The organism is Rhodococcus sp. K11/5 (assembly GCF_055193735.1).
In genome coordinates this window covers 1,767,109-1,779,688 of sequence record NZ_CM143721.1, presented here as the reverse complement: position 1 = coordinate 1,779,688, position 12,580 = coordinate 1,767,109, and the positions used below count along the sequence as shown (strand labels likewise).

Genomic DNA, 12,580 nt, shown 5'->3' with positions numbered 1-12,580 from the left:
GGCTCGTCACACCTGATTGACTTCTCGTGTACCACTTGCAGTCGACGCTGCGCGTACTGCTCCGCAGCGCATCGAGGCACGCCGAAACGCACCGACGTTCCATGATACCGGGTCGGGTCGACCAGTCCAAATGACGGTCGAGGCTCCACGACGGTAGAACGGACAGCGACCGCGGCGCATCCGAATCGCACGACACCGACCTTCCATCGCACGACAGTTGTTTCCGACCCGAGGAGAACCCCACATGGCCGCCGATTCCGGACGCATCGAGAAAGCCCTGGTGTCGATCCTCGACAACGGCAGCAGATTGCAGGGCCCCGCCGTCGAGAAGTACGTGTGGCGCATCCGGCGCGCGCATCCCGACGAATCACCCGCCCAGATCGTCGAGCGGCTCGAGAAGATCTTCCTCAAAGCCGTGACGGGCAGTGGTGGTGCCGCCGGTGCCACCGCAGCCGTTCCCGGCGTCGGCACCATGGCCTCCGTGGCCGCCGTCGGCGCGGAGACGACGTTCTTCGTCGAGGCGTCGGCTCTGTTGACCCTGTCCGTCGCATCGGTCCACGGCATCTCCGTCGAGGACCACGAGCAGCGTCGCGCCCTGGTGCTCGCGGTGGCGCTGGGCGAATCCGGTCGGCAGATCGTTCATCGTTCGTTGGGATCGCCGGGCAACATCGGCCGAGTCATCACCAGTGCGACGCCCGGCAAGAACCTGGGGAACCTGAATCAGATGCTGCTGAAGAAGTTCGTGGCCAAATTCGCCGCGAAGCGCGGTGCGGTGATGCTGGGAACTCTCCTGCCGGCCGGCATCGGGGCCGTGATCGGCGGAACCGGGAACCGGGCGCTCGGCCGCGGCGTCGTGAAGAATGCCCGCGAGACGTTCGGCGCGGCTCCCGCCCGATGGCGAGATGCGAACACCGTGATCGACACCGACGACGACACCGACGACGGACACAGCGGCCGTGCTGTCGGTGCACGGCAGTAGCTTCATCGGCCACGCACAGTCCGGCGGTCGCGACGAGAGAACGCCCGCGGCGAGAAGGAGATCACCCGTGAGTTCGATGCCGTCGAACGGTCCGCCCGCGCTCGAGGCGCGCGGTCTGAGCAAGTCCTTCGGGCCGGTGCGTGCGGTCGACGACGTGTGGTTCACGGTGGAACGCGGATCGATCACGGGGTTCCTGGGACCCAACGGGTCGGGCAAATCGACGACGCTCCGCATGATGCTCTCGCTGGTGCGCCCGGATGCCGGCATCGCACTGGTCGACGGCGTGGCGTTCGCCGACCTCCCGCGTCCGGCCCGCGTTCTCGGGGCCGTGCTGGACGCGCAGAGCGCCCACCCCCGACGCACGGCCCGTGATCACCTACGGACGTACACCCCGGTTCTCGGACTACCGGATTCCCGCGTCGACGCCGTTCTGGCCCTGGTGGGGCTCACGGACGCGGCGGACCGCCCGGCGGGGCAGTTCTCGCTGGGGATGCGGCAGCGCCTCGCTCTGGCGACCGCGCTGCTCGGCGAACCCGACATCCTGGTCCTCGACGAGCCGGCCAACGGTCTCGATCCCGAGGGCATCGCCTGGCTTCGGGAGTTCCTTCGCTCGTTCGCGCGATCCGGACGCACCGTCCTCATCTCCTCGCACGTCATTCGAGAGGTCGAGCAGATCATCGATCACGTGGTGGTCCTCGACGCCGGGTCCGTCGTGTTCCACGGAACCACGGACGCCCTGCGCAACACTCGACCGCGGCAGGTGCTGGTCTCCTGCTCGAACCCCGCCACGCTCGCCCTCGGTCTCGTGGCCGCCGGAATGCCCGACGCCGTCATCGGCACCGACGGTCGACTGATCGTCACCGGCGCCGACGAGTCGACAATCGCCTCGATCGCGTCGTCCGCCGGAGTTCAGGTGTTCGGCATGTCCGCGACCGCCGTGGACCTCGAGCAGATCTTCCTGTCCATGACGCGAGGACACCACGCCGCAGCACCTCCCCCGCAGTACGGCCCACCCCAGCAGTACGGCCCACCCCAGCAGTACGCGCCCTACGAACAGCGAGGTCACCGATGAGCGTCGGCACCGAGAAGGTCCCGTCCGGCTCCGTCGTGTCCGGCGTCCTGTCGTCGGAGTTCCGCAAGGTGACGTCTCTGCGGGCGTGGTGGGCTCTGGGAATTCCGCCGATCCTCATCGGGTTCTTCGCCAGTGCTCTGTACGCGGGCATCTCCACCACGCTCGATGTCGCCGAGGCCGAGGAACTCGACGGTCTCGTCGTGCTGATCGGATTGTTCGTGGCCATCGGCGCGGCCGTTCTCTTCGCCGCCGTGTTCGCGGCGGTCACCACGGCGTCGGAGTTCCGCTACTCGACGTCGACCGCCACGTTCCTGACGGCGCCGAGCCGTACCGTCGTCGTCGCCGCGAAACTGGCCGTGGGAACGGGGTACGGGCTCGCGGCGATCGTCACCAGCCTGATCTCGATCGCGCTCTTCGGCGGGGGTTCCTCTGCCGTCGACGGAGTCGTGAGGATCTGTCTGCTCGGCCTCGTGGCCACTGCGCTGTGGAGCCTCGTCGGCGGGGGCCTGGGCCTCCTGATCGGCTCGCCCACGTGGGCCGCGGTCGCCCTGGTCGCGTGGGTTCCGGTCGGCGAACTCGTCGTGCTCGCCGTGGTCCACGGGATCGGTGCGGGCGCACTCGCCGCGCTTCTGCCGAACCGGGCCAGTTTCGTCATGATCGCCGGCGGAAACATCGACACTCTCGACGTCATGCACTGGGCCGCGGCCCTGTCGGTCGTGACGGCGTGGGCGGCGGTACTCTCCGTCGGCGGTTGGTGGCGCACCCGGTGCCGAGACATCACGTGATCGGAGCCCTTCATCACTGACCCCGGACCGACACCGGATCGTCGCGGATGGGTTCGCCGGCTGACCGCCGATTGCTTCCGGCACCGACGCGTCGCCGTGGGGGCGTTGCTCGTCACCTTCGTCGCCGCAGCCATCGACATCGCCTTCCCCCTGTTGACGCGCGCGGCGGTCGACGACGCCACGCTGTCCCGCACCGACCGGATCTCCCTGGTCGTGGGGGCCATCGTGGCGCTCGGAGTGGTGCGATTCGCGTGCCAGTTCGGCCGTCGACTGCTCGCCGGGAAACTGTCCATCGACGTGCAGCACGATCTGCGCCTGCGCGTCCTGTCGTCACTGCACCGGCTGGACGGTGCTCGGCAGGACGATATTCGCGTCGGACAGGTCGTGTCCCGCTCGATCTCCGACCTCGCGTTGGTTCAGGGCTTGCTGGCCATGGTTCCGCTGTCCGCCGGAGCTCTCCTGCAGTTCGTCCTGGCGCTCGGTGTGATGCTCTATCTGTCCCCGCCGCTCACGTTGGTCGCCCTCGGCGTGGTGCCGATGATCGTCGTTCTGGTCACCCGGATGCGGCCACGGCTCTACGCGGCCACCTGGTCCGCGCAGCAACGAGCCGCGGAGCTCGCCGGGCACGTCGAGGAAACCGTCACCGGTGTTCGGGTGGTGAAGGGGTTCGGTCAGGAATCACGTGCGGTGGACACCCTCGAATCGCTGAGCCGGCGGCTCTACGCCGAACGTCTTCGGGCCGCGGTGATCAACTCGGGCTTCGCGCCCGCGATGGGGGCGCTCCCCCAACTCGGCCTCGTCGGCGTCATCGGCGTCGGTGGGTATCTCGCGCTGGACGGCTCCATCACCGTGGGGACGTTCCTGGCCTTCGCGAGCTACGTCGTCACGCTCACCGCGGTGACCCGCACCCTCACGTCCGTACTGGTGATGGCACAACTGTCGAGGGCGGCGGTCGAGAGGGTGTACGACGTCATCGACACCCAACCCGCCCTTGCCGAACCTCGGGACCCTCTCCCCCTCCCCGACGGCCCGCTGGGAGTGCGACTCTCCGGTCTCCGTTTCGGCTTCGATCCCGATCGCCCGGTGCTGTCCGGAGTCGACCTGACGGTCGCACCCGGGGAGACCGTCGCGCTCGTCGGACCGTCGGGAAGCGGTAAATCGACGCTCTCGATGCTGCTTCCTCGGTTCTACGCTCCGGACGCGGGCACCATCGAGTTCGTCGGCGTCGACGGTGCTGCCGTCGACATCGCGGCCGCCGCCTCCGACGATCTCCGGTCGGCCGTCGCGGTCGCCTTCGACGAACCCTTCCTCTTCTCGGACACCGTCGGAACGAACATCGCCCTCGGTCGTCCCGACGCCACCGCCGAGCAGGTCCGCGACGCGGCCGAGCGTGCCATGGCCCACGGTTTCGTCACCGATCTTCCGGACGGATACGAGTCCACGGTCGGCGAGCGCGGCCTGACCCTGTCCGGCGGACAACGCCAGCGGGTCGCTCTCGCCCGAGCCCTGGTGAGCGCGCCCCGCATTCTGGTGCTCGACGACGCGACGTCGGCGGTGGACGCCGAGACGGAAGCGTCGATCTTCGACGGCCTGCGATCGGACGCCGACCGCACCACGATCGTCCTCGCCCACCGTCGGTCCACACTGTCGCTCGCCGATCGCATCGCCGTGCTCGACGGGGGCCGCATCGTCGACGTCGGCACCGAGGCGGAACTGGACGAACGGTGTCCGTTGTTCGTCGCGCTGTTGTCCGGTGCCGCCGCCGACGACGGCGCGACCGACCTCACCAAAGACACTCGGGGCGTCGAATCCGGCCCGCCGCCACGATCGCTGTGGCCGGACGACACCGACGCCACCACCTTCGACGTCGACCCGGCTCGCTCCGAGAACGCCGACGCCGGAGGAAGCGGCGGGCCGCCCGGGCCCGGCGGCCACCTCGGGTCGGCGCTCGGGGCGAGCGCGCAGACGCCGGCGATCACCGCCGCACTGGATCGCCTTCCGCCCGCCGACGCGAGTCCGGGGCTGGACGCGACGTCGCTTCGCCGCGAGGACTCGCAGTTCTCGTTGCGAGGACTCGTGACACCGGTGCGCCTCCTGCTCGCCGCCGTCGTGGCGTGTCTCGCCTTCGACTCCTTCACCACCATCGCGTTCCCGTCGATCGTGCGGTTCGCGATCGATCACGGTGTCACCGACGGCTCCACGGCCGTCCTGGCGACCGTCGCCGGGTTCGCCCTCGTCCTCGTCCTGGTCAACTGGTTGGTGGTGCGCGCGATGACCGTGCTGACCGCGAAGGCCGGGGAACGCGTGCTGTTCGGATTGCGGGTTCGCAGCTTCGCGCATCTGCAACGGCTCGGTCTCGACTACTACGAACGCGAGCTCTCCGGACGCATCATGACCCGCATGACGACGGACGTCGACGCGCTGTCCTCGTTCATGCAGACCGGGTTGTCCACCGCGGTGGTGAGCGTGCTGACCATTTTCGGCGTCTCGGTCGCGCTCCTGCTGACCGATCCGGTGCTGGGGCTTGTCGCACTGACGGTTCTGCCGATTCTGACGGTCGCGACGGTGGCGTTCCGGCGCGTGTCGTCCCGCGCGTATTCGGTGTCGCGAGAACGGATCTCCGCCGTGAACGCCGACTTCCAGGAGAACGTGACCGGGCTGCGGGTCGCGCAGGCCTATCGCCATCAACCGACCGCGATGGCCCGGTTCGTCCGCGGCGCGGATGCCTACCGCCGCAGCCGGATGCGGTCTCAGCGCGCGATCTCGATCTACTTCCCGTTCATCACCTTCCTGTCCGATCTCGCGCTCGCGGCCGTGGTCTACGTCGGAGCGACGCGGGTGGCGAACGGTGAGACCTCCACCGGCGCCCTCGTCGCCTTCGTGCTGTACCTCGGACTGCTGTTCGGTCCCATTCAGCAGCTCTCCCAGGTGTTCGACGGATACCAGCAGGCGTCGGTGGGTCTGACGAGAATCGGCGCGTTGTTGGCGACCGAGAGTTCGATCGAGCAACGCGCCGCCGCGCGCATCGTTCCGGTACCCGCGCGCCTGCGGGGAGAGCTCCGACTCGACCACGTCGGATTCCGGTACGCCGGAGCGGATCGCGACGCGCTGTCGGACGTCGATCTGACGATCCCGGCGGGATCCACGGTCGCCCTCGTCGGACGTACCGGTGCCGGCAAGTCCACCATCGTCAAACTTCTCGCTCGGTTCTACGACCCCACCTCGGGTGAGGTACGCGTCGACGGCGTCGCGCTGCCGTCGTTCCCGCTGCGCGACTTTCGGCAGCGGCTGGGGGTCGTCCCCCAGGAAGCTCATCTGTTCGCCGGGACGGTGGCGTCGAACATCGCCTACGGACGTCCGGGCGCGGGACGCGACGAGATCGAGGCGGCGGCGGCCGCGGTGGGCGCCCTACCGATGATCGCCGACCTTCCCCGTGGCATGGCGACCCCGGTGGGCGAGCGAGGCCGAGGTCTCGCGGCCGGCGCGCGACAGTTGATCGCCCTGGCGCGGGCCGAGTTGGTCGACCCGGACATCCTTCTCCTCGACGAGGCAACCGCGACTCTCGACCCGGCGACCGAGCGTGCGGTGCTCAGCGCGGGGCGCTCGGTGACCCGCAGCCGGACGTCGGTGATCGTGGCCCACCGACTGGCGACCGCAGCGGCCGCGGACCTCGTCGTGGTGGTCGGCGACGGCCGTATCCTCGAGTACGGATCCCACCGCGATCTGCTCGCGTTCGGCGGGCACTACGCCGCGCTGTGGGCATCGTCGGAGGGTGTGCGTGAGCACGATCACACCGAGGCTCCGGCGACGATCGAAGCACATTTCGGTGAAAGCGATCACAAGAGCACGGCGACGGCGCGGTCGTAGACCGGAAGGTCTAACCTGGTGGGTGCCGTTGCGCTGAGCGAGATCGAAGAAGGAAACGAGGCGAACACCTGCCGTGAGCAGCAGTTCTACAACCCAGTTCGGACAAAACGAGTGGTTGGTCGAAGAGATGTACCAGCGTTTCAAGACCGACCCGTCCTCGGTCGACGAGAGTTGGCACGAGTTCCTCGCCGACTACACCCCGGAGCAGTCGGGGGGCGGCGACCCCGCTGCCTCTGCCGAATCGGGCGCTCCTGCAGCAACATCCGGTAACGGTGCGGCCTCGACCGGCAACGGCAAGGCCCCGGCGAAGGCCGACAAGGCTCCCGCGAAGGCGGAGAAGGCTCCGGCCGAGGCGGACAAGGCTCCGGCGAAGGCGGAGAAGTCCGCCCCCGAGGCCAAGCCCGCCGCGGACACGAGGCCCGCCGAGGACAAGAAGAAGGCCGCGTCGACCGAATCGGCTCCGAAGTCGGACAAGCCCGCATCGGCCCCGAAGGCGGTCGCGGCGAAGTCCGCAGCCGCCGGCGGACCCACCCCCGCGAAGTCCGCTCCCGCCGAGGCAACCGACAAGGACACCCCGGAGGAGGACACCACCAAGGTGCTCCGCGGAGCCTCCGCCGCGATCGCGAAGAACATGACCGCGTCGCTGCAGATCCCGACGGCCACCAGCGTCCGCGCGATCCCCGCGAAGCTGATGATCGACAACCGCCTGGTGATCAACAACCACCTCGCGCGCACCCGCGGCGGGAAGATCTCGTTCACGCACCTCCTCGGCTACGCCATCGTGCAGGCCGTGAAGTCCTTCCCCGGCATGAACACCCACTTCGCCGAGATCGACGGCAAGCCCAATGCGGTGTCGCCGGCCAACACCAATCTCGGTCTCGCGATCGATCTGCCCGGCAAGGACGGTTCTCGGTCTCTGGTGGTCGCCGCCATCAAGGGGTGCGAGAAGTTCACGTTCACGCAGTTCCACTCCGCGTACGAGGACATCGTCCGGCGCGCCAGGGACGGCAAGTTGACCGGTGCGGATTTCAGCGGCGTGACGATCTCGCTGACCAACCCGGGCACCATCGGCACCGTGCACTCGGTTCCGCGTCTGATGCAGGGCCAGGGCACCATCGTCGGCGCCGGCGCCATGGAGTACCCCGCGGAGTTCCAGGGTTCGAGCGAGGAGCGTCTGGCCGAGATGGGCGTCGGCAAGCTCATGACGCTGACCTCGACGTACGACCACCGCATCATCCAGGGTGCGGAGTCCGGCGACTTCCTGCGGACCATCCACAACCTGCTGATCAGCGACGAGTTCTACGACGAGATCTTCCACGGTCTCGCCATCCCGTACGAGCCGATTCGCTGGCGTCGTGACCTGCCCGCCGGCACCGTCGACAAGAACACCCGCGTGCTCGAGGTCATCGCGGCGTACCGCAATCGCGGGCACCTGATGGCCGACACCGATCCGTTGATGTTCACCCGCGACAAGTTCCGGATGCATCCCGATCTCGACGTCATCAGTCACGGTCTGACGCTGTGGGATCTCGACCGCGAGTTCAACGTCGGCGGGTTCCACGGCCAGGACAAGATGAAGCTGCGCGACGTGCTGAGCGTCCTGCGCGACTCGTACTGCCGCCACGTGGGTGTCGAGTACACCCACATTCTCGAGACCGACCAGGTCGGCTGGCTCCAGGAGCGCGTGGAGGCCAAGCACGTCAAGCCCACGGTCGCCCAGCAGAAGTACATCCTGAGCAAGCTGAACGCGGCCGAGGCGTTCGAGACCTTCCTGCAGACCAAGTACGTCGGGCAGAAGCGGTTCTCGCTCGAAGGCGCCGAGTCCGTCATCCCGATGATGGACTCCGTCATCGACCAGTGCGCCGAGCACAGCCTCGACGAGGTCGTCATCGGCATGCCGCACCGCGGTCGGCTCAACGTGTTGGCGAACATCGTCGGCAAGCCGTACTCCAAGATCTTCACCGAGTTCGAGGGCAACATGAACCCGGCGGCCGCTCACGGCTCCGGCGACGTGAAGTACCACCTCGGTGCCGAGGGCAACTACATCCAGATGTTCGGTGAGAACGACATCGCGGTGTCGTTGACGGCGAACCCGTCGCATCTCGAGGCGGTCGACCCCGTGCTCGAGGGCCTGGTCCGCGCGAAGCAGGACCTGCTCGACAAGGGCGACGGCTCGAACGGCTTCAGCGTTCTCCCGCTGATGCTGCACGGAGACGCCGCCTTCGCCGGTCAGGGTGTGGTCGCGGAGACGCTCAACCTCGCCTTGCTGCGCGGATACCGCACCGGCGGAACGGTGCACATCGTGGTGAACAACCAGGTCGGCTTCACCACCGCCCCCGAGCACTCCCGGTCCTCGGAGTACTGCACGGACGTCGCGAAGATGATCGGCGCTCCGATCTTCCACGTGAACGGCGACGACCCCGAGGCCTGCGCCTGGGTGGCCCGCCTGGCGGTCGATTTCCGTCAGACGTTCCACAAGGACGTCGTCATCGATCTGATCTGCTACCGCCGCCGCGGCCACAACGAGGGCGACGACCCCTCGATGACGCAGCCGGCCATGTACGACGTGATCGACACCAAGCGCAGCGTGCGCAAGAGCTACACCGAGTCGCTCATCGGCCGTGGCGACATCTCGCTCAAGGAAGCCGAGGACGCGCTCCGCGATTACCAGGGACAGCTCGAACGCGTCTTCAACGAGGTTCGCGAGCTCGAGAAGTACACCCCGGAGCCGAGCGAGTCGGTCGAGCTCGACCAGCAGTTGCCGGCCAAGCTCACGACCGCGGTGGACAAGTCGGTGCTCCATCGCATCGGCGACGCGTTCGTCGACATCCCCGACGGCTTCACCGTGCACCCGCGCGTGCAGCCCGTCCTGGACAAGCGTCGCGAGATGGCCTACGAGGGCAAGGTCGACTGGGCGTTCGGCGAGCTGCTCGCGTTGGGCACTCTGATCGACGAGGGCAAGCTGATCCGCTTCTCCGGTCAGGACACCCGCCGCGGCACCTTCACTCAGCGCCACTCGGTGATCATCGACCGAAAGACGGGCGAGGAGTACACACCGCTGCACAACATCGGCAGCGACAACCCGGGCAAGTTCCTGGTGTACGACTCCGCCCTGAGCGAGTACGCGGCCGTCGGCTTCGAGTACGGCTACTCGGTGGGCAACCCCGACGCGCTCGTGCTGTGGGAAGCGCAGTTCGGCGATTTCGTCAACGGCGCGCAGTCCATCATCGACGAGTTCATCTCGTCCGGTGAGGCCAAGTGGGGTCAGCTCTCCGACGTCGTGCTGCTGTTGCCACACGGCCACGAGGGTCAGGGCCCGGACCACACCTCGGGTCGCATCGAGCGCTTCCTCCAGTTGTGCGCGGAGGGGTCGATGACGGTCGCCGTACCGTCGACGCCCGCGAACTACTTCCACCTGCTGCGTCGCCACGCTCGCGACGGCATCCAGCGTCCCCTGGTGGTGTTCACGCCGAAGTCGATGCTGCGCAACAAGGCTGCGGTCAGCAACATCGAGGACTTCACGGACAACAAGTTCCACTCGGTGTTCGACGAGCCCACGTACGACACCGGCGACGGCGACCGCAAGAAGGTCGAGCGCGTGCTGATGGTGAGCGGCAAGCTGTACTACGAACTGCTCGCCTACAAGCAGAAGAACAAACGCGACGACGTCGCGTTGGTGCGTGTCGAGCAGCTCTACCCGATCCCGCATCGACGCATAGCCGAGGCGCTCGACGGCTACCCCAACGCCACCGAGTTCCGCTGGGTCCAGGAAGAGCCGGCCAACCAGGGTGCGTGGCCGACCTTCGGCCTCGCGTTCCCGGAGCTGCTACCGGATCGGCTCAGCGGCATCAAGCGCGTCTCGCGGCGTCCGATGTCGGCGCCGTCGTCCGGTTCGACCAAGGTGCACGCGGTCGAGCAGCAGGAGATCATCGACACCGCGTTCAACGGTAAGTAGTCCGCCGGTCGAAGCCGCACCGACAACCGGGCCGATGTCACGTCAGTGACATCGGCCCGGTTCTCGTCGCACGCACTTCGGGCGCGGACACGACGAAGCGCGGGGGTCGACGATGTCCGTCGACGCCCCGCGCTGGTTCGTTCTACGTGTGTCGGTTACTCGGTCGGTCCGGCCGGAAGAGTGACGACCTGGCCGGCGTAGGACAGCCCCGCGCCGAAGCCGAGCAGCAGCGCCGTGTCGCCCTTCTTCGCCTTGCCGGTGCGCAGAACTTCCTCCACCGCAAGGGGAATGGAGGCAGCGGAGGTGTTGCCGGCCTCCGCGATGTCGTTGGCCACCGGGACGTGCTCCCCCAGTTCGAGACTGCGGGCGAGAAGGTCGGTGATGCGCGAATTCGCCTGGTGCGGAACGAACACGTCGAGATCCGCGGGCGTCATCCCCGCCTTGTCGATGGCTTCGCGCGCCACCTTGGCCATTTCGAAAGCGGCCCAACGGAAGACGGCGATACCGGTCATCGCGATCCAGGGGCGATCCGCGTTGGGATCTTCCTTCAGGTCGGCGAAGTACTGCATCCAGTCCTTGTCCTGCTTGATGGCGTCGGACTGCGATCCGTCCGACCCCCACACCATCGGACCGATCCCGGGTTCGTCGCTCAGGCCGACCACCATGGCGCCGGCGCCGTCACCGAAGATCATCCGGGTGCCGCGATCGTCGGGCCTGGTGGTGACCGAGAGTTCCTCGGTTCCGATCACGAGGACCTTGTCCTCGGTCCCGCTGCGGATCATGTCCGAGGCGAGTCCGAGCCCGTAGCAGAACCCGGCGCACCCCGCGCCGAGGTCGAAGGCACCGGGGCCACCGGTTCCGAGCTTGTCGGCGACGATCGACGCGGCCGGCGGGGTGAGCAGCAAGTGGGTGGAGGTCGCGACGATGACGCATCCGATCTCGGCCGGATCGATCCCCGCGGCGTCGAGGGCGCGTCGTCCCGCTTCGATGGACATGGTGACGACGTTCTCGTCCTCACCGGCGAAACGTCGACTCTCGATGCCGGTGCGCGTGCGAATCCACTCGTCGCTCGAGTCGATGAATTCGCAGATCTCCTCGTTCGTGACCACCCGCTCCGGGCGGTACGCGCCGAGGCTCAGAATGGCGGAATGCCGTGGTTCGGTCGAAATGGAGATCTTCGCACCCATCGAAAAGCCGTCCTCTCGTGCTGCATCCCGCGACCGGTCGCGGGGTATCGTCGTCCTACGTTACTGGTGCAGCAGCGCCGAACGGATCTGGTGTCGATTCGACGTCCCCGTGTCGCGCGAGCGGATACTCCGCCAGCAGAGCCGATGCCGCGTCCGGCGGCAGCACCACCGCGGGAAGAGCGCGAGCGAGCAAGGCGATCAGGTCCTCCCGTTCCATGGCCGCCGGCTCGCGCAGCCAACTGATGGTGACCTCCTCGGTGAAGGCGATCCACCCCCGCACGGCGAGCACGATCTCCCGGGTGCGTTCGAGACCCAGCCGGGGCAACTGCGAGAGCGTCCGATCCACCATCCGGTTCCGGGTGTCCTCGAAGACCGCCCGCATGTCGGGATCGCCGCTGGCCGTTCCCCTCAAAAGCGAGACGTAGCTCGAACTCTCGGTGACGACGTAATCCACGTAGGACGTCAGCGTCACCAGCAGGGTCGAGAACGGGTCGAGACCCTCGGGCGGCTCGGTGCGCTCGAGCATCTCCCGGCTGGTGTGCCGCACGATGGCGACGTGGAAATCGTGCTTCGAGTCGAAGTAGTGGAACAGCAGACCGCGCGAGACCCCGGCCTGGTCCGCGATGTCCTCGACCGAGATCTGATCGAGGGGACGATCGCTGAGCATGGTCACGCCGAGCTCGATGAGCTGCGCGCGGCGCTGGTCGGGCGTCAGCCTGGTTCGCTTCACCCTTC

General features: G+C 67.7%; 7 protein-coding genes. 5 read left to right on the top strand and 2 right to left on the bottom strand.

The window, feature by feature from the left end:
• Positions 1-244: 244 nt before the first annotated feature.
• The 5 genes from ACY466_RS08640 to ACY466_RS08620 all read left to right on the top strand — a co-directional run bounded on the left by ACY466_RS08640 (position 245) and on the right by ACY466_RS08620 (position 10,658).
• The gene (locus ACY466_RS08640; RefSeq protein ID WP_463251662.1) at positions 245-979 is read left to right on the top strand and encodes a hypothetical protein; all 735 of its coding nucleotides are present in this window, start codon (positions 245-247) and stop codon (positions 977-979) included.
• A gap of 76 nt (positions 980-1,055) precedes the next feature.
• On the top strand, positions 1,056-2,051 hold the full coding sequence (locus ACY466_RS08635) for an ABC transporter ATP-binding protein (protein ID WP_463252187.1): 996 nt from the start codon (positions 1,056-1,058) through the stop codon (positions 2,049-2,051).
• On the top strand, positions 2,048-2,836 hold the full coding sequence (locus ACY466_RS08630) for an ABC transporter permease (RefSeq protein ID WP_463251660.1): 789 nt from the start codon (positions 2,048-2,050) through the stop codon (positions 2,834-2,836). The genes ACY466_RS08635 and ACY466_RS08630 overlap by 4 nt, the downstream gene beginning before the upstream one ends.
• Before the next feature lie 12 nt (positions 2,837-2,848).
• A complete protein-coding gene (locus ACY466_RS08625) occupies positions 2,849-6,703 on the top strand; it encodes an ABC transporter ATP-binding protein (protein WP_463252186.1) in 3,855 nt (1,284 codons plus the stop codon).
• Positions 6,704-6,830: 127 nt separating this feature from the next.
• A complete protein-coding gene (locus tag ACY466_RS08620) occupies positions 6,831-10,658 on the top strand; it encodes a multifunctional oxoglutarate decarboxylase/oxoglutarate dehydrogenase thiamine pyrophosphate-binding subunit/dihydrolipoyllysine-residue succinyltransferase subunit (protein ID WP_463251658.1) in 3,828 nt (1,275 codons plus the stop codon).
• A gap of 155 nt (positions 10,659-10,813) precedes the next feature.
• Here the strand turns inward: ACY466_RS08620 and ACY466_RS08615 are convergent, their stop codons facing one another.
• Positions 10,814-11,845 (bottom strand): beta-ketoacyl-ACP synthase III, encoded by a 1,032-nt coding sequence (locus tag ACY466_RS08615; RefSeq protein WP_463251656.1) that lies wholly within the window; start codon positions 11,843-11,845, stop codon positions 10,814-10,816.
• A 55-nt stretch (positions 11,846-11,900) separates the two neighbouring features.
• The gene (locus ACY466_RS08610) at positions 11,901-12,575 is read right to left on the bottom strand and encodes a TetR/AcrR family transcriptional regulator (RefSeq protein WP_463251654.1); all 675 of its coding nucleotides are present in this window, start codon (positions 12,573-12,575) and stop codon (positions 11,901-11,903) included.
• Between the last annotated feature and the right edge of the window lie 5 nt (positions 12,576-12,580).

What these genes read in the sequence shown, in the direction of transcription:
- ACY466_RS08615 (WP_463251656.1), bottom strand. Translation starts at nt 11,845, where the DNA reads ATGGGTGCGAAGATCTCCATTTCGACCGAACCACGGCATTCCGCCATT.
- ACY466_RS08635 (WP_463252187.1), top strand. Translation starts at nt 1,056, where the DNA reads ATGCCGTCGAACGGTCCGCCCGCGCTCGAGGCGCGCGGTCTGAGCAAG.
- ACY466_RS08630 (WP_463251660.1), top strand. Translation starts at nt 2,048, where the DNA reads ATGAGCGTCGGCACCGAGAAGGTCCCGTCCGGCTCCGTCGTGTCCGGC.
- ACY466_RS08640 (WP_463251662.1), top strand. Translation starts at nt 245, where the DNA reads ATGGCCGCCGATTCCGGACGCATCGAGAAAGCCCTGGTGTCGATCCTC.
- ACY466_RS08620 (WP_463251658.1), top strand. Translation starts at nt 6,831, where the DNA reads ATGTACCAGCGTTTCAAGACCGACCCGTCCTCGGTCGACGAGAGTTGG.